14 protein-coding genes are annotated in these 16566 nt (G+C 43.2%); 8 read left to right on the forward strand and 6 right to left on the reverse strand.

Annotated elements, in window-relative coordinates:
- Window positions 1-43: 43 nt before the first annotated feature.
- Genes ispG through J0L83_12530 form a run of 3 tightly spaced genes read left to right on the forward strand, consistent with a single transcriptional unit; the run spans window position 44 to window position 4597 of the window.
- Window positions 44-2056, forward strand: coding sequence for a (E)-4-hydroxy-3-methylbut-2-enyl-diphosphate synthase (gene ispG, locus J0L83_12520; GenBank protein ID MBN8665398.1), 2013 nt, complete (start codon window positions 44-46; stop codon window positions 2054-2056).
- Window positions 2057-2070: 14 nt separating this feature from the next.
- Window positions 2071-3675 (forward strand): L-aspartate oxidase, encoded by a 1605-nt coding sequence (gene nadB / locus J0L83_12525; GenBank protein MBN8665399.1) that lies wholly within the window; start codon window positions 2071-2073, stop codon window positions 3673-3675.
- A 37-nt stretch (window positions 3676-3712) separates the two neighbouring features.
- Window positions 3713-4597, forward strand: coding sequence for a lysophospholipid acyltransferase family protein (locus tag J0L83_12530; GenBank protein ID MBN8665400.1), 885 nt, complete (start codon window positions 3713-3715; stop codon window positions 4595-4597).
- Between the two features lie 37 nt (window positions 4598-4634).
- Here the strand turns inward: J0L83_12530 and J0L83_12535 are convergent, their stop codons facing one another.
- From J0L83_12535 to J0L83_12550, 4 genes are all read right to left on the reverse strand, one after another.
- Window positions 4635-6050, reverse strand: coding sequence for an MBL fold metallo-hydrolase (locus tag J0L83_12535; protein MBN8665401.1), 1416 nt, complete (start codon window positions 6048-6050; stop codon window positions 4635-4637).
- Window positions 6051-6139: 89 nt separating this feature from the next.
- Window positions 6140-6475, reverse strand: a complete 336-nt coding sequence (locus J0L83_12540) for a helix-turn-helix transcriptional regulator (protein ID MBN8665402.1) — start codon at window positions 6473-6475, stop codon at window positions 6140-6142.
- A 102-nt stretch (window positions 6476-6577) separates the two neighbouring features.
- On the reverse strand, window positions 6578-7252 hold the full coding sequence (tsaB, locus tag J0L83_12545; GenBank protein ID MBN8665403.1) for a tRNA (adenosine(37)-N6)-threonylcarbamoyltransferase complex dimerization subunit type 1 TsaB: 675 nt from the start codon (window positions 7250-7252) through the stop codon (window positions 6578-6580).
- Window positions 7252-7860, reverse strand: a complete 609-nt coding sequence (locus J0L83_12550) for a hypothetical protein (GenBank protein MBN8665404.1) — start codon at window positions 7858-7860, stop codon at window positions 7252-7254. The genes tsaB and J0L83_12550 overlap by 1 nt, the downstream gene beginning before the upstream one ends.
- A 72-nt stretch (window positions 7861-7932) precedes the next feature.
- Here J0L83_12550 and J0L83_12555 point away from each other — a divergent pair, with 72 nt between their 5' ends.
- The 3 genes from J0L83_12555 to J0L83_12565 all read left to right on the forward strand — a co-directional run bounded on the left by J0L83_12555 (window position 7933) and on the right by J0L83_12565 (window position 9711).
- On the forward strand, window positions 7933-8319 hold the full coding sequence (locus tag J0L83_12555; GenBank protein ID MBN8665405.1) for a RidA family protein: 387 nt from the start codon (window positions 7933-7935) through the stop codon (window positions 8317-8319).
- 317 nt (window positions 8320-8636) lie between these two features.
- Complete coding sequence (locus J0L83_12560) at window positions 8637-9521, forward strand: hypothetical protein (GenBank protein MBN8665406.1); 885 nt, start codon at window positions 8637-8639, stop codon at window positions 9519-9521.
- Window positions 9522-9528: 7 nt separating this feature from the next.
- Complete coding sequence (locus tag J0L83_12565) at window positions 9529-9711, forward strand: hypothetical protein (protein MBN8665407.1); 183 nt, start codon at window positions 9529-9531, stop codon at window positions 9709-9711.
- An 80-nt stretch (window positions 9712-9791) separates the two neighbouring features.
- Here the strand turns inward: J0L83_12565 and J0L83_12570 are convergent, their stop codons facing one another.
- Together J0L83_12570 and J0L83_12575 are read right to left on the reverse strand one after the other, a co-directional pair.
- Window positions 9792-11162 (reverse strand): Gfo/Idh/MocA family oxidoreductase, encoded by a 1371-nt coding sequence (locus tag J0L83_12570; GenBank protein ID MBN8665408.1) that lies wholly within the window; start codon window positions 11160-11162, stop codon window positions 9792-9794.
- Window positions 11163-11187: 25 nt separating this feature from the next.
- Entirely contained in the window at window positions 11188-12129 is a 942-nt protein-coding gene (locus J0L83_12575; protein ID MBN8665409.1) for an aldose 1-epimerase, read from the reverse strand.
- Between the two features lie 104 nt (window positions 12130-12233).
- Between J0L83_12575 and J0L83_12580 the strand changes: the two genes are divergently transcribed.
- Together J0L83_12580 and J0L83_12585 are read left to right on the forward strand one after the other, a co-directional pair.
- Entirely contained in the window at window positions 12234-15563 is a 3330-nt protein-coding gene (locus tag J0L83_12580) for a methylmalonyl-CoA mutase family protein (protein MBN8665410.1), read from the forward strand.
- An 8-nt stretch (window positions 15564-15571) separates the two neighbouring features.
- Window positions 15572-16525: an energy transducer TonB gene (locus tag J0L83_12585; protein ID MBN8665411.1), complete on the forward strand. Its 954-nt coding sequence runs from the start codon at window positions 15572-15574 to the stop codon at window positions 16523-16525.
- The last annotated feature ends 41 nt before the right edge of the window (window positions 16526-16566 follow it).

The following is a 16566-nucleotide window of genomic DNA, read 5'->3' on the forward strand; positions in this document are numbered from 1 at the left end:
TCCTCACCTACAGCTGTTTGGCTGTAGATAATAGAATCTGATTATGCAGGCTTATTGTCATTCACTGACGCAATACAAAAGATTGATCACCCGTGAGGTGAAGATTGGTGATTTGTTACTGGGTAATGGTCACCCCATACGTGTGCAAACCATGACCACCACCGATACCATGGATACCATGGCTACTGTGGAGCAAACCATTCGTTGTATTGAAGCAGGTGCTGAGCTAGTGCGTATTACAGCACCTTCCAAAAAAGAGGCAGAGAACCTGCAAAACATTAAAGACGAATTGCGCAAGCGTGGGTACAGCACGCCGCTGGTGGCTGATATCCATTTCACGCCCAATGCTGCTGAGATTGCCGCACGTATTGTCGAGAAAGTGCGTGTGAACCCGGGCAATTACGTTGATAAAAAGAAATTTGAAACCATTGATTATACTGATGCGGAATATCAGGAAGAGATTGAACGCATTGTGGAGCGTTTCACTCCGTTGGTGAAGATTTGTAAAGAGTATGGTACTGCCATGCGCATTGGCACCAACCATGGATCACTTAGTGATCGTATCATGAGTCGTTATGGCGATACACCCATGGGTATGGTAGAAAGTGCCATGGAATTTTTGCGTATTGCACGTGCAGAAAGCTTTCACAATATTGTGTTGAGCATGAAAGCATCCAATCCGCAGGTGATGGTGCAGGCCTACCGTTTGCTGATTCAAACCATGGATCAGGAATTTGGTGAGTGCTATCCTTTACACCTCGGTGTTACTGAAGCTGGTGATGGAGAAGATGGCCGTATCAAAAGTGCTGCAGGTATTGGCACTTTATTAGAAGATGGTATTGGCGATACAGTTCGCGTGTCATTAACAGAAGATCCTGAGTTTGAAATTCCTGTCTGCCGCGATCTCGTGAAGCGTTACAATACACGCAGCGAGCATCTAGCAATACCTGCCATTGAGCACCTGAATTATTCACCTTTTCAATACAAACGCAGACAAAGTATTTCGATTGAAAATATTGGTGGCACGCAAGTGCCTGTGGTGGTGGCAGATATGAGTCGTATTGACAATCTGGAGCCACAAGATTTGCAATCTGTCGGCTATCAGTATGATGCAGCTACCGATAAATGGAGCATCAATGATGCTGCTGCAGATTATGTGTTTACCGGCAAAGCCTTGCCTGATTTTGCATTGCCAGGCACGCTGAAGATTATCACATGGCCCAATCATTGGGAAGCAGCAACAGATAAAACATCTTGCTTCCCCATTTTTGATGCAAAGGGCTTTGCTGAAGCGGAGCAGATTAGTGAGCGCATCAATTTTGTGATGGTGGATTGTTTTAGTGATGAGACAAATGTGAATGATTTTACAGATTTGGATGTGTTGCAAGATGCTGGCAGACTCAATGAAACAGTTGTACTTTGTCTGAGCAGCAAGAATGCACATGCCATGCCTGCTATTCGCAGAATGATGGTAGAACTAACTGCGAGAAAGATTGGCAATCCGGTGGTTTTTGTGAATGATAGTAACTGGCGCACGGCTGATGAGCATTTGATTCATTATGCAACTGAAGCAGGGGCATTATTGCTGGATGGATTTGGTGATGGTGTTTGTTTTGGTATGACAAAAGAGTCTTACACTGCAGCAACTGAGCTGAATGCATCTGGCAGAAACTATGTGCAGAATCAAACACCAGAAGCGTTTATTAATACAACGGCTTTCGGTATTCTGCAGGCAACCAGAACAAGAATTTCCAAGACTGAATATATTTCCTGCCCATCCTGCGGCAGAACCTTGTTTGATTTGCAGGAGACTACTGCTAAGATTCGCGCAGTCACCAATCACCTCAAGGGCGTTAAAATTGCCATCATGGGTTGTATCGTGAATGGACCTGGTGAAATGGCGGATGCCGACTTTGGTTATGTAGGCAGTGGCGTTGGTAAGATTACTTTATACAAAGGCAAGGAAGTGGTGAAGCGCAGTGTAGATAGTGAGGTGGCTGTGGATGAATTAATCCAGCTGCTGAAAGACAACGGCGCCTGGGTAGAACCTGCCTAATTGAATAAATGCGTATGCAAACGGATTTCTTAGTCATCGGTTCTGGTATTGCAGGACTTACCTATGCCCTGAAAATGGCACAGCGATTTCCTGATAAAGAAATCACTGTTATTACCAAGACCATTGCGGATGAAACCAATACCAAATACGCACAGGGTGGTATTGCAGGTGTATGGGATGCAGCCAACGATAGTTTTCAAAAACATATTGATGATACTTTAACCGCAGGCGATGGCTTGTGCAATACAGCCATTGTTGAACTAGTGGTGAAAGAAGGTCCTGAGCGCATTCGCGAACTGATTGAATACGGTGCACAGTTTGATAAAGATGCTGATGGTGATTATGCTTTGGGTAAAGAGGGCGGACATAGTGCGCATCGCATCCTGCACCACAAAGATGTTACCGGTAAAGAAATGGAGCGTGCTTTATTGGAGCAGGCCCAGCTGCAAAAAAATATTCGCTTCATCCATCACTGCTTTGTAATTGATATCATTACCCAACACCACTTGGGTTTTCTGGTTACCAAATCCACCAATGATATTACTTGCTATGGTGTCTATGTGTTGAATCTGCAAACGAATCAGATAGAAAAGATTACGGCTGCATTCACCTTGTTGGCAACAGGTGGTTGCGGACAAGCGTACAGAACCACCACCAATCCGCGCATTGCAACGGGTGATGGTATTGCGATGGTCTACCGTGCTAAGGGCAGAATTGAAAACATGGAGTTTATTCAGTTTCACCCTACGGCTTTGTATGAGCCGGGACAGTCACCTTCTTTCTTAATCACTGAAGCAGTGAGAGGTGATGGTGGTATTCTGCGTAACAAAGATGGCGAAGCCTTCATGGAGCGCTATGATGCAAGAAAAGATTTGGCACCTCGTGATATTGTTGCACGTGCCATCGATAATGAAATGAAGCGCGCCGGTACAGAGCATGTGTATCTGGACTGCCGACACATGGATAAGGATGCGTTCATTCATCACTTCCCGAATATTTATGAGAAATGCCTCAGCATTGGCATTGATGTTACCAAGCACATGATTCCGGTTGCGCCTGCAGCGCATTATAGTTGTGGTGGTATCAAAACTGATGAGTGGGGTAGAAGCTCTATTCGCAGATTGTATGCTTGTGGCGAATGTGCTAGCACAGGTTTGCATGGGGCCAATCGTTTGGCAAGTAATTCTTTGTTAGAAGCCATGGTTTTTGCGCATCGCGCTTATTTGGATGTGGTTTGTGCAGCGGAAGAAAATATCGCTATGCCTCCTGCCAATGAGATTCCAGATTGGGATGCCAAGGGTACATCTGATCCAAAAGAAATGATCCTCATTACGCAGAGTTTAAAAGAACTACAGCAGATCATGAGTGATTATGTAGGTATCGTAAGAACTGATGTGCGTTTGGACAGGGCCATGAAGCGTTTGGATCTCTTGTTTGCAGAAACAGAGCAATTGTATCGTTCTACCAAGGTGTCGCCACAATTGTGTGAGTTGCGTAACCTGATTTCTGTTGGTTATCTCATTGTAAAAGGTGCACAGTTCCGCAAGGAAAGCAGAGGTCTGCATTATAATACCGATTATCCCGGTAAAACCGCTTTGCTGCAGAACATCATTCTGTAGTGTGCAGGTTGATTATCTTTACCCCTTAAGACATTGCATGTATTACCTGATTTATTCTCTTTTCTATCTTTTGTCCTTACTGCCTTGGCGGGTGCTGTATCTGTTAAGCGATGGTATTTATCTTCTGATCTATTATGTAATTGGTTATCGCAAGAAAGTGGTATTTGATAATATCGCTGTGGCATTTCCGGAAAAATCACTAGCTGAGCGAACTGCTATTGCAAAAGCTTTCTATAGAAATTTTGTTGACACATTTATTGAAACCATCAAACTGGTATCTATTTCTGAGCAAGCATTTCGAAAAAGATTACGCATTAATCGGGATGTATTGGATCAGGTTTATGCCAGTGGTAAGAGTATCCAGATTCATTCAGCGCATTTCTTCAATTGGGAGTTTTTAAACCTTGGTATTGCTGCCAATACGCCTTATCGTTGGTTGGGCGTTTTCACACCTATCAGCAGCAAAGCATTCAGCCGCATCATGTGGGATTTGCGCAGTAAGTTCGGAACAGTGTTGATTCCGGCTACTGAATTCAGAACGCAGTTTCATCAGTATGCACGTGGACAATATTCATTGGGTTTGGTAGCTGATCAAAGTCCGGGCAGCCCGATGAATGCTTTCTGGACAAAGTTCTTCGGTCGTATGACACCATTTGTAAAAGGGCCGGAAAAGGGTGCCAAGAATATGGATACGGCTATAGTAATGGCGGATATTTATAAAATTAAGCGTGGGTATTATCAAATTGATTTGAGCTTACTCACGATGGAGCCACGCGAAACGCCTGATGGATATATTACGAAGTCGCTGATCAATTTTACAGAAGACTGTATTAGAAAACGTCCGGATAATTATTTATGGAGTCACCGCAGATGGAAATTTCCATACGATGAAGAGAAATACCAACATTTAGTTGTTGATTAAAATGAATCGCCCCCGCAATACTGCAGGGGCGATTCATTTAGTTGAGTACTTCAGCAGAAGTTTCTGTAGGAATTTTATCGCCTTGTTCTTTGATCTTATTCCATCCACCCAATACATTACGCAGGTTATGAATACCCTGACGCTTGATGAGTGAAGCTGCTATTACAGAACGATAGCCACCCGCACAGTGTACATAAATATTTTGGTGCTCTTCCAGATTGGCCATACTGCCCGGGTCCATCATTTCATTCAATGGAATATTGACCGCATCTTTCACATGGCCATTGCCAAATTCGGTTTCCTTTCTAACATCTACCACTACTAGGTTTTCATCGAATGGCAGGTCCATCGCCAACTCATCTGCTTCAACATCTACAATCATATCAATTCGCTCACCAGCATTTACCCATGCTTCATAACCACCATCAAGATAGCCGATGATTTTTTCAAAACCCACGCGAGCCAAGCGAATAATGCTTTCTTTCTCTTTACCGGGTTCTGTTACTAAGATGATGTTTTGATCGAATGGCAGTAAGCTGCCTGCCCATTCTGCAAAGCGACCCTCCAAACCAATGCTGATACTACCTGGAATAAAGCCTTGTGTAAACGCAGTTGCATGTCTGGTATCTAGAATGAAGGTATTGCTTTGTTTCGCTGCAAGCTTAAATCCCGGAATATCCAAAGCTTGTAAACCTTTTTCCAGCACACTGTTCAAACTGCTATAGCCTTGTTTATTGATAGCTGCATTGATGGGGAAGTATTGCGGTGGAGCCGCTAAACCTTCTGTTACAGCCTTGATAAAATCTTCCTTACTCTGTGGTTGCAATGCATAATTGCTTTGCTTCTGCGCACCGATGGTACTGTATGTTTCAGGGCCGAGATTCTTACCACAGCTACTGCCTGCGCCATGTGCAGGATAAAGTATGACATCATCAGCCAGCGGCATGATTTTTTGCTGCAAGCTTTCATACAACATGCCTGCAAGGTCTTCCATTGTTAGCTCAGCACCTTTTTGCGCTAAATCTGGTCGACCAACATCGCCTACAAACAATGTGTCGCCAGTGAAGATGGCGTGTGCTTTACCTGCTTCGTCATGCAACAGATAGCAAGAACTTTCTAAAGTATGGCCGGGTGTATGCAGCACGTCTATGCGGAGTTTACCTATTTGAAAACTTTCGCCATCCTTGGCTACGTGTACAGGAAATTCTGTAACAGTGTTTGGTCCGTATACAATAGTGCCCCCTGTTGCAGCCGCGAGGTCTAAATGCCCACTCACAAAGTCTGCATGGAAGTGCGTTTCAAAAATATATTGGATACGGGCGTTTCTTTTGGATGCGAGTTCCAGATAAGCATCAATATCGCGAAGGGGGTCAATTACTGCTGCTACACCATCACTTTCGATATAGTATGCAGCTTCACTAATACAACCTGTGTAGAGTTGTTCTATATACATGGAACTTGTTTTTACAAATATACTGGCAAGGATCAGGCCGAAACGGTCTGTCGGTTAGTATGTCAGGCTTATTTTGCTGAATTCGACAATTAGCCAACCAATTCTTCTACAAAGCGGATCACTTCTGTCAGCCTGTTGTAATTCACCGCATAATAGATGAATTTTCCTTCTCGCTGTGTGGCAACAATACCTGCTCTTCTCAAAATGGCGAGGTGTTGTGATGCAACAGATTGCTCAAGTCTGAGTTTGATGTAAATTTCAGTCACTGTCATCTTCTTGTGCTCATCAATCAACTTCAACATTTGCTGTCTCAGTTTATGGTTGATTGCTCTAAGAATCAATGCAGCTTTCTTGGTGTGTAAGAAATCTATCTTAATCGGAGCTTTTCCGTTCAACAAAGAAACCGATAACATGGACTGTGTCATACCTCGGATAATTTAGGGGGTAAACCGGGCATTATAGCTTGGTGCTATAAAATTAGACATATTTATTATGTATTGACCGTTAAAAATTGATGAGCGTGCTGATTATTTTTTCTGCTGTGTAGTGTAAAAAGCTTTGCTGTAAAAGGGTTCAGCGTAAGCTAAATCCGCAAACTGTTGATTTACAAATGCTTGCTCCGCAAGCGGCAGTATGTCTGTAACATCGTGTTCTAAAGCAGCGAAGCGGGCATTCTGATGCTTGCAGATTTGTCCGAATTTTTCCTGCCCGGGACCGGTAAAAACTACCACTTGTTCGTTTAGAATATCTGTGAAGCTGTTCGCTTCTAAAATCATCGCTTGAACGGGCAAAACAGTATTCAGTTGCTGATCATATACACCCGTAAATACTTCCATTCTCCTGGCATCAATCATGGGACAAAAGCAACCGGCTTCAGGAAATACTTTTCGCGAAGCATGTGCCATTACCTGCAAGGTGTTCAGCGTAATTAATGGTTTTGCTAACGCAAAACAAATGCCTTTGGCAGATGCAAGCCCCACACGTAAACCAGTGTAACTTCCCGGGCCATTACTCACTACCACTGCATCAATTTCGTGTAGTGATAAGTCTAACTCATTAGAGAGGCTTTGAATACTTGGCTGCAAAAATGATGCGTGTTGTTGTTGCTCGGCATTCTTTTTTTGCCCCAAGAGCTTACCATCCTTGCTGAAACCCACAACAGCAAATTCAGTGGCTGTATCAATATGCAGTAGGGTAGCCATTAGAATTGGGGTAATAATGCTTGTTTCAATGCTGGTGCTGCTGTGTAGCGAATATTGCTTTCGGCTAATTGCGCCAATAATTGATACACATTCAATAAACCAATTTTCTCGCCCCATTCAAATGGGCCGTATGGATAATTGGTGCCAAGCTTCATGGCTGTATCAATCTCTGCTGGGGTGCTTATTGCATCACCTAATGCATAATAGGCTTCGTTGATGATCATTGCAATTACCCTGGCTGCAATCAATCCCGCTTGGTCTGGAACTGATGCAAAAGCAATGCCCAGTTGGTTCAGGGCTTGCTGCGCTTTTTCAGCTTCGGCCGCATCAGTTGAAAAAGCTATTTCCATAACTGGTCGTTCTAAAAAACCCGGCCATGCAATGATGCGATGACAATTGATTGGTAATGCATCCAGACTAGTGAGAGGTGCATGCACAAATACGGGTGTATTGGTTGGTAATGCTAAGGGGGCATCTTCATACAAGAGATCGAAACAAATATCACCACCCATGCATTGTGGTACAAAAGCGCTGCTGTGTTCGCCTGCAAAGACTTTGCTTTGCCAGGCCTCCTGCTGTAGGGTATTTGCTCTTACCTGAATAACCATATTGCTGATTCTGCTGCAAATGTATTGGTTGAATCATGGAATTGCTGCAATTTGCTGCTTCAATTCAGCAGCATGTCCAAACAAATCATTCAAACCGCACAGGCGCCTGCGCCAATTGGTCCGTATAGTCAGGCAGTAAAAGCCAATGGTATGTTATTCATCAGTGGTCAGGTGGCTTTTGATCCTGCCAGCGGCGAACTGAAAATGGGCAGCATTCAGGAAGAAACCCATCAGGTAATGAAAAACCTGCAGGCTGTTTTATCTGAAGCCAAGCTCACATTTGAACATGTGGTGAAGACGAGTATTTTCCTGAGCGATATGGGTCTGTTTGCACAGGTAAATGAAGTGTACGGTCAGTACTTTAATGGCGATTATCCTGCACGTGAAACCGTAGCAGTAAAAACCCTACCCCGTAATGTGAACGTGGAGATTAGTATGATTGCGGTGGTAGAATTATAACACATAAGATTTGAAAGGATACACCAACGATAATCTCGCGAATACTTGATTGCACCATCGCCCCCTCAACCTATAGTTGAAGCATATTCCTGAAAGTATTAATTCGGCAACTTATTTTTTTGCATTTCTTGCCAAGTTATTTTTATTTGCCATACATCATGATGTTGCCAACCGGCAAAGTTTACATCCCCACTGAAATCAATTAAGCCCCTTTTGGAAGCAGGTTTGGCCTGATCTGATGATAAAGTCAGGCGCTATGCGCTTGTCGGGCTACGGCTAATTCCGAAACCGGTAAAAAAGTAGGGAAAAGTAATAAAATGAAAAAGTCATTATTAGCTTTCATCATCTTTTTGGCTGTGTCTTGTCAAAAGAAATCAATTGATAATCAAAAAATATCTGCTGTCGAACACATCGAGTTGGCCAAGATGGCTAATGAGGTAGGTATCATGCATAATAAAATACTTGCCGATATGATTAACAATGTAAGAAGAAGGTCACTGAGTATTCCAGCCGGTGGTAATAGCAGCCAACATTCAGTAAATAGTGAAGTTTTTGGGGTAGAGGACTTTTGCATATACTCTACTCAAGCAACGTCTAATTATTACTCAATTGAGTTTTCTTCATCTTACCAAGGAGTAAATACTGCAGGAGGGCATTGGCTTGTAAATCAGTTAAACACAGTATCTAGTCCTATGGATGCTATTGAGTTTGAATGTAAAAATCTTGTAAATCAAACCAATAATCAGGGATTTTTAACTAACCAAGAGACTCAAATTCTAAATCAGGCTTTTGCAATTTTTGATAATATAGACCCTAATCAACCTGAAGAAGCAATTGTATCACAGATTAATAATTCAATCGATGCAATTATTGCTCAGAAGAATTCAATGTACTGGCAGCCAGGTACAGGGTATTTAATAAGCGGTTACTTGTCAGTTTTAAAGAGTTCATTTGAGTTTTGGGGTTCTAACCTATCTGAGGGGGTAAGCTCTACGAATAGTTTGAGTAAAGAAGGCTTTTGGGAGGGAGTTGGCCTTTGGGCTAGGCGATTAAATTTAGCACAAGTAGATGCAGCTGGATATATTTATGGATGGGGAAAGGCTGTCATTGAAGGTGGTAATACTGAAAGACAAAGGATTGCTGCTGGTGGAGACAATGCTTTGGATTGGAGTGGTATTAAGCACTTTTTTGGAAAAAAATAAAAACCATATGAAACAAGTATTGATTTATTTCTTTGCAGGTGTCGGTTTTATGTCTGTTCTTCGAGAGTTATCAGAACAGTTCGATCTGCCTTTTTTTCAGAGCAAAGTGGATTATTTAAGCGCTTTCTTGATTACAGGACTACTTTATTTTCAAAACAAGGAAACTAATGATGCAAAGGATCTTGCTTAATAGATCAGTGCTTTGTAAACGCATGCCTTCACCACCGAAAGGTGCGTATACAAGAACACCGGCTTAGCCGGTGTTTCTTTTTATAATTGAATCTTTTCTACAGTACTGTTCAATCGACTCTTTTCTGCTGCAAAGCCCATTACATGACTTTCAATAGATGCGTCAATGGTTGAGCTGAGCAGTGAAGGATTTTGTTGTGCCACCGCTTGTACCCAGTCTTTGGCCAGTCGCCAGTCGCCACCACCATGTCCATCTGTTTTGGATTCCCATTGTGTGGTCTTGCCTGTTGCAAAATCGGTATAAGTAAAGCTATTCATATCACCCACCACATCGCCCAAGCTACCCATTACACGGGTTCTGCGGCCTTCATAAGATGTGCATGCTTCCATGGAGAAGGAGGCTGTAATATCATCGGCGAAGCGAATATTGGTAGTGTAATGATCTGGTTGATCGTTATCCATTTGGTACACGCACCTGCCATAATTGGTTTCACGCAATGCTTTATTGATGGCCTCTGTCCACTGTGTTTTGTCTTCCGGTAAATCAAACACATGTAACCAGGAGCGATTGCGCTGATAAATTTTCAATGCGGAGTAAGGACAGCTCGCTTCTACAGCACAACCATCGATGCATCTTGCTGTGCTGCCTTTAGGCGCATTTTCTTTCTTGAACCAATTCAGGTTACCAAATGCTTGTATCTGCTGGGTTTGTTTGCCAATCATCCAACGAAGAATATCCAAGTCATGACAACTCTTGGCTAGAATGATTGGTGTTGTTTTTTTACTGTTGTGCCAATTGCCGCGTACATAAGAATGACTCATGTGTACATGACCAATCGGCTCCAAATGTTGTACGCTCATGATGCGGCCCAGCTTACCGCTATCCATCAGAGCTTTCAGTTCCTGGAAATAGGGTGCATAGCGTAACACATGGCAAACTGCTACGATACGATTGGTTTTCTTAGCTAATGCAAGAATATCTCTGCATTCTTTTTCTGTTGGGGCAATGGGTTTTTCCAGCAACACATCATAACCCATGGCCAATGCTTTCATACAAGGGCCATAATGCAAATCATCCGGCGTAGTAATAATGATGGCATCAGCAAACTTGGGTCTTTCAAACACCTGCTCCCATGTAGTGAAGCGGTTTTCCTTCGCAATATTGTGTTTCTGCGCATAGCGTTCATTACGGATGGCAATGGGTTCTGCAACGCCGATAATATCTAACTGATCTCCATTGGCTACAGCAAAATTACCATACACATTTCCTCTGTTGCCTGCACCCAAAGTGATTGCCGTAACAGGCTTGGCCAAGGGTTTGTGTAAAGGGTTGTGGTCAAGGTCTTGCGGTAAATTGTGTTCTGCAGCAAATGCTTTCCAATCAAATACAAAAGCACCGGCAGCCAGACCAAATGTTTTGAGGAGCTGACGGCGAGAAGCGTTTTGAGCCATGGCAAGTGTTTTAAGGTAGCGGAAGTTACAATATCTGGAGGTGATAACCAGTGGTAAATGAGCGATGTTCTTTTGGCGCCAACAAGACTAATCCCATCCCATTGTTGAATGCATCCGGTGCTGCACTGAGGTTCTCTATGGCAATACTCTTGCGATGATCGGGTGTGTAGAGTTGCAGGTAAGGATAATGTGCGCCAGGCTGTACGGTTAAGCGATAATGCTGATTCTCTAAAGTGCAAGCACTATGTCCGGGATTATTGAGCAAGAAACAATTATCGAGGAAGATGTCCTTCAGTAAAGCACCTTCAGTAAAGCGATGATCGGCTTTGAGTTTGCCTGTTGGAATCAATGTTTCATCAAATACCACCTGTGTATGGCTTTCGAAGCGTAATGTGCAATCATCAATACTGCCACCCAGCGTAAAATAAGGGTGCCAGCCATCCGTCATAGGGATAGCACGATCTGATAAATTCTGCACCGTAGTAGTTACAGATAATTGCGCATGCGCGGATAATTGCCAGCGCACTTCAATGCTGTATTCAAAAGGATAGCCTGCGTCTTCCTGCTTATAAATGTATTGTAACCTCACTACCGCATGGTGTGTGTCTGCATGTAATTCAAGCACATCATAGACTGCGTCATATACGAGTCCATGAATCGCATGTGGGGGTAGAAAAAATTTGCTTACCTGATAGATATCTTGATCTAACTGGTACTGCCCGTGTTGGAGCCGGCACACATAAGGATTGATCTTTGCACCATTGAAGCCTTTGGTGATATTGGCAATAGCAGCTGCTGCATCGGCAAAGCCATCCACAATATTGATTCTGCCATTCACTGTTGGCAGACTAAATGCATTTAGTAATGCACCAAATCGGAAAATAGTGGCGGAACAACCAGTACTGCTATCTCTGAGCACAATGCTTTGCGCGGCACCCTCGCCCTGTGTTTCTACCAGAAATGACATGCTTGCTTTTTACGTAAGGTACTGATTAATAGGCCATCACGAGCCAAACTAACGAATGTTAACTTTTGTAAGTAAAACAGTAATTTTGCAGCCAATTTTGTGCTATGGCTTACACTCCGAATAATAAGGTCAGAATTGTTACAGCAGCCAGTTTGTTTGATGGGCACGATGCTGCCATCAATATCATGCGCCGCATCATGCAGAGCAAGGGTGCTGAAATCATTCACCTGGGGCATAACCGCAGTGTGAAAGAAATCGTAGAAGCGGCAATTGAAGAAGATGTGCAGGGTATTGCCATTACATCTTATCAGGGCGGACACGTAGAGTTTTTCAAATACATGAAAGACCTGCTGGAAGAAAACGGTTGTGGCCATATTAAGATCTTCGGTGGTGGTGGTGGCACCATTTTGCCGGAAGAAATTCGTGAGTTGCACAAATATGGCATCACTAGAATCTATTCGCCGGATGATGGTCGTCAGATGGGATTGGAAGGCATGATTGAAGATGTGATTCGTCAGTGCGATTTTCAACTGAACGGTCAGGGTAATTATGCAGTGCCCATGGGTTTGGGTGAAGTGAAAGATGTGCGCAAAGTAGCACGACTCATCACCAATGCAGAAAATGGGCTAGGAGCAGAGAAAGTGCAAGCCAAAATTCCAGTGCTAGGTATTACTGGTACAGGTGGTGCAGGTAAATCATCTGTTACAGATGAGATCGTGCGTCGTTATCTCCAGAATTTTCAGGATAAAACCATTGCGGTTGTTTCAGTAGATCCATCCAAGAAAAAAACGGGTGGTGCTTTATTGGGCGATCGTATTCGTATGAATGCCATCGCACATCCCAGAGCCTATATGCGTTCTCTTGCTACACGCGATGACAATACTGCTTTGAGTGCGCATGTGCTGGAAGCATTGGATATCTGTAAAGCCGCAGGCTTTGATTTCATCATACTGGAAAGTGCCGGTGTAGGTCAGAGCGATGCGTCTATTCTGGAATTTTGTGATGTGAGCATGTATGTGATGACGCCGGAATATGGTGCAGCATCACAGTTAGAGAAGATCAATATGTTGGATTATGCAGATTTGGTCTGCATTAACAAGTTCGATAAAGCCGGTGCATTGGATGCATTAGCCGATGTGCGCAAGCAATACAAACGCAACCACGGTTTGTGGACAGCCAAAGATGAAGAACTGCCTATCATGGGTACCATGGCCAGCAAGTTCAATGATGATGGGGTGAATCACCTCTTCACTTTACTGTTGCAAAAGATTACCGAGAAGACAGGGGTGAATTTCGGCGAATCCCGTTTTTCGATAACAGCGAAAGTGAGTCAGGCTGTGATCCCACCTGCACGCGTCCGCTATCTCTCAGAGATTGCAGACAATAACCGCAATTACGATAACTGGGCGAAAGAGCAGTGTGCGATTGCGTCCAAGTTGGGACATATCACCGCAGTGATTGGTGAAAAATCACTCAGCAATATTCCTGAACTGCAGGAACTGAAAAAACAATACGAGCAGCAATTGCATCCAGAATGCAAAGCCTTAATTGAAAATTGGCCTGCTATCCAAGCACAGTATGCGGCTGATTTCTTTGAATACAAAGTGCGCGATAAAGTGATTCGTCAGCCTTTGACAAGCACATCCCTAAGCGGCACAAGAATTCCTAAAGTGGTATTACCTAAGTACAAAGACTGGGGCGATATCCTGCATTGGCAATTGCAGGAAAACCTGCCTGGTAGTTTCCCTTATACTGCTGGCGTATTTCCGCTGAAGCGCGATGGAGAAGATCCTACACGCATGTTCGCTGGTGAAGGTGGTCCTGAGCGTACCAATAAGCGTTTTCATTATGTGAGCTTGGGTCAGCCTGCACATCGTTTGTCAACTGCGTTTGATAGCGTGACTTTATACGGAGAAGATCCGGATTATCGTCCTGATATCTACGGTAAAATCGGAAACAGTGGTGTAAGTATTGCTACCGTTGATGATGCGAAGAAACTCTATAGCGGTTTTGATCTCTGCAATCCCAAGACTTCTGTGAGTATGACGATTAATGGTCCGGCACCAATCATCTTAGCCTTCTTCATGAATGCAGCGATTGATCAGCAGTGCGAATTGTATATCACAGAAAATAAGCTGTGGGATAAAGTAGAAGCTTACGCGAATAAAAAATATCAGCAATTACCCAAACCTGTTTACTACAATCCTTCAGCACCGGAGCGTTTGCCGGAAGGGAATAGTGGTCTTGGTTTACGTTTATTAGGTATTAGCGGCGATGAAGTATTGCCCGCAGATGTGTACGCACAGTGCAAAGCAACAGCATTACAATCAGTGCGTGGTACAGTACAGGCAGATATCCTGAAAGAAGATCAGGCACAGAATACTTGTATCTTCTCTACTGAGTTTGCATTGAAGCTGATGGGCGATGTACAGCAGTATTTCATTGAACAGAAAGTGCGCAATTTCTACAGCGTATCTATCAGCGGTTATCATATTGCAGAAGCAGGTGCCAATCCGATTACACAGTTGGCTTTCACGCTGGCCAATGGCTTCACTTATGTAGAATATTATTTGAGCCGTGGTATGCAGATAGATGATTTTGCACCCAATCTCTCATTCTTCTTCAGCAATGGTATGGATCCCGAGTATAGTGTGATTGGTCGCGTGGCCAGACGCATCTGGGCCAAAGCCATGAAGCATAAGTATAAGGCCAATCAGCGCAGCCAGATGTTGAAATACCATATTCAAACATCAGGTCGTTCTTTGCATGCACAGGAAATTGATTTCAACGATATCCGTACTACGCTGCAAGCTTTGTATGCGATTTACGATAACTGTAATTCGCTACACACCAACGCTTATGATGAAGCCATCACCACACCAACGGAAGAAAGTGTGCGCAGGGCGATGGCCATTCAGCTCATCATCAACAGGGAATTGGGTTCTGCGAAAACAGAAAACTTTATTCAGGGTTCTTTCCTGATTGAAGAGATGACTGATCTGGTAGAAGAAGCGGTGTTGGCTGAATTTGATCGCATCACGGAACGTGGTGGTGTATTAGGTGCCATGGAACGCATGTACCAGCGTAACAAGATTCAGGAAGAGAGTCTGCACTACGAACATTTGAAACACACAGGTGAATTACCGATTGTTGGCGTGAATACTTTCCTAGGTAAGAATGGTAGTCCAACTACCGTACCTAACGAAGTCATTCGTTCTACCAAAGAAGAGAAGGAACAACAGATCCAAAACCTGCATGCATTCTGGAAACGCAATGCAGATAAGCAGGGAGAGATGATTGCCAGACTCAAAGATGTAGCCATCAATAATGGTAATCTGTTTGCAGAATTAATGGAGACGGTGAAGTATTGTTCATTGGGACAAATCACCCATGCACTCTATGAAGTGGGTGGACAATATCGAAGAAATATGTAAGTTGCTGTATGCGTTCGATCTTGATACTAGCATGTGCTTTGCTGATGTTAAAAAGCATGGCACAAGAGAAAATTGCCTTTTTAGATCATAAAGAAAAGCCAGTGTCCAATGGGGGTCTGGCTACTTATGCAAATGTGATCAGTAAAACAGATTCAGGATTTCTTAAACAGCGGCTTTTATTAAGTTCCAGAATAGTTGTCGAATCAGCGCTATATGCTGATAGTCTTTGTTTGTTCCATAAGGGACATTTTCGTACATACCACTCCAATGGCCTACTTAAGACAGATGGGAATTATGTAGATGGTAGAAAGAGCGGAATATGGTTAAGCTACCATAGCAATGGCATGATAGCAGATTCAGCATTGTATGCTGAAAATCAGCTAGCAGGTATTCAAAAGAGTTGGCATCGGAATGGTTATTTAGCAGATTCGTCGAATGGATATTCGGGCAATCGTGTTGCTGTTTCATGGTTTGATGATGGTGCTTTAGCATCAACCGGTAGGTATGTGGAAGACAGCCTTCGCCATGGCAAATGGGTTTTCTATAATCAAGAAGGTGTAAAATCTGCCAGCGTTATTTACAATAGAGGAAAAGCTACTACGATAGATTTTATTGCTACTAATGGATCAATACAAACCCATGCGTATGCGGACTCATTCACGATTGCAGCAGATTTCCCCGGCGGTATTAATAATTGGATGAAATATTTTAACTCAAAGATTTATTTCCCTGAAAATATAGAGCTGGTCAATACAGATGTAACCACGGTTGTTGTACAATTCTGTGTCAATACAAAAGGAGAAGTACAGGATGTAGAGTTGTTGGTTCCTTTTCATCCTGCATTTGATAGAATCGTTTTAGATATCGTTAAGAAATCTCCCAAATGGAATCCTGCAAGAATTGCCAATAGGCCTTACCCTTATTATCATACACAGGAGATACACTTTAAGCAATCTTATTAATAACAAGGGCTTTCTTCGTAATTTCCTTCCTCAAGCCCTTC

This window comes from Chitinophagales bacterium (assembly GCA_017303835.1).
Classification (GTDB): domain Bacteria; phylum Bacteroidota; class Bacteroidia; order Chitinophagales; family Chitinophagaceae; genus JAFLBI01.

What these genes read in the sequence shown, in the direction of transcription:
- ispG (MBN8665398.1), top strand. Translation starts at nt 44, where the DNA reads ATGCAGGCTTATTGTCATTCACTGACGCAATACAAAAGATTGATCACC.
- nadB (MBN8665399.1), top strand. Translation starts at nt 2,071, where the DNA reads ATGCAAACGGATTTCTTAGTCATCGGTTCTGGTATTGCAGGACTTACC.
- J0L83_12530 (MBN8665400.1), top strand. Translation starts at nt 3,713, where the DNA reads ATGTATTACCTGATTTATTCTCTTTTCTATCTTTTGTCCTTACTGCCT.
- J0L83_12535 (MBN8665401.1), bottom strand. Translation starts at nt 6,050, where the DNA reads ATGTATATAGAACAACTCTACACAGGTTGTATTAGTGAAGCTGCATAC.
- J0L83_12540 (MBN8665402.1), bottom strand. Translation starts at nt 6,475, where the DNA reads ATGACACAGTCCATGTTATCGGTTTCTTTGTTGAACGGAAAAGCTCCG.
- tsaB (MBN8665403.1), bottom strand. Translation starts at nt 7,252, where the DNA reads ATGGCTACCCTACTGCATATTGATACAGCCACTGAATTTGCTGTTGTG.
- J0L83_12550 (MBN8665404.1), bottom strand. Translation starts at nt 7,860, where the DNA reads ATGGTTATTCAGGTAAGAGCAAATACCCTACAGCAGGAGGCCTGGCAA.
- J0L83_12555 (MBN8665405.1), top strand. Translation starts at nt 7,933, where the DNA reads ATGTCCAAACAAATCATTCAAACCGCACAGGCGCCTGCGCCAATTGGT.
- J0L83_12560 (MBN8665406.1), top strand. Translation starts at nt 8,637, where the DNA reads ATGAAAAAGTCATTATTAGCTTTCATCATCTTTTTGGCTGTGTCTTGT.
- J0L83_12565 (MBN8665407.1), top strand. Translation starts at nt 9,529, where the DNA reads ATGAAACAAGTATTGATTTATTTCTTTGCAGGTGTCGGTTTTATGTCT.
- J0L83_12570 (MBN8665408.1), bottom strand. Translation starts at nt 11,162, where the DNA reads ATGGCTCAAAACGCTTCTCGCCGTCAGCTCCTCAAAACATTTGGTCTG.
- J0L83_12575 (MBN8665409.1), bottom strand. Translation starts at nt 12,129, where the DNA reads ATGTCATTTCTGGTAGAAACACAGGGCGAGGGTGCCGCGCAAAGCATT.
- J0L83_12580 (MBN8665410.1), top strand. Translation starts at nt 12,234, where the DNA reads ATGGCTTACACTCCGAATAATAAGGTCAGAATTGTTACAGCAGCCAGT.
- J0L83_12585 (MBN8665411.1), top strand. Translation starts at nt 15,572, where the DNA reads ATGCGTTCGATCTTGATACTAGCATGTGCTTTGCTGATGTTAAAAAGC.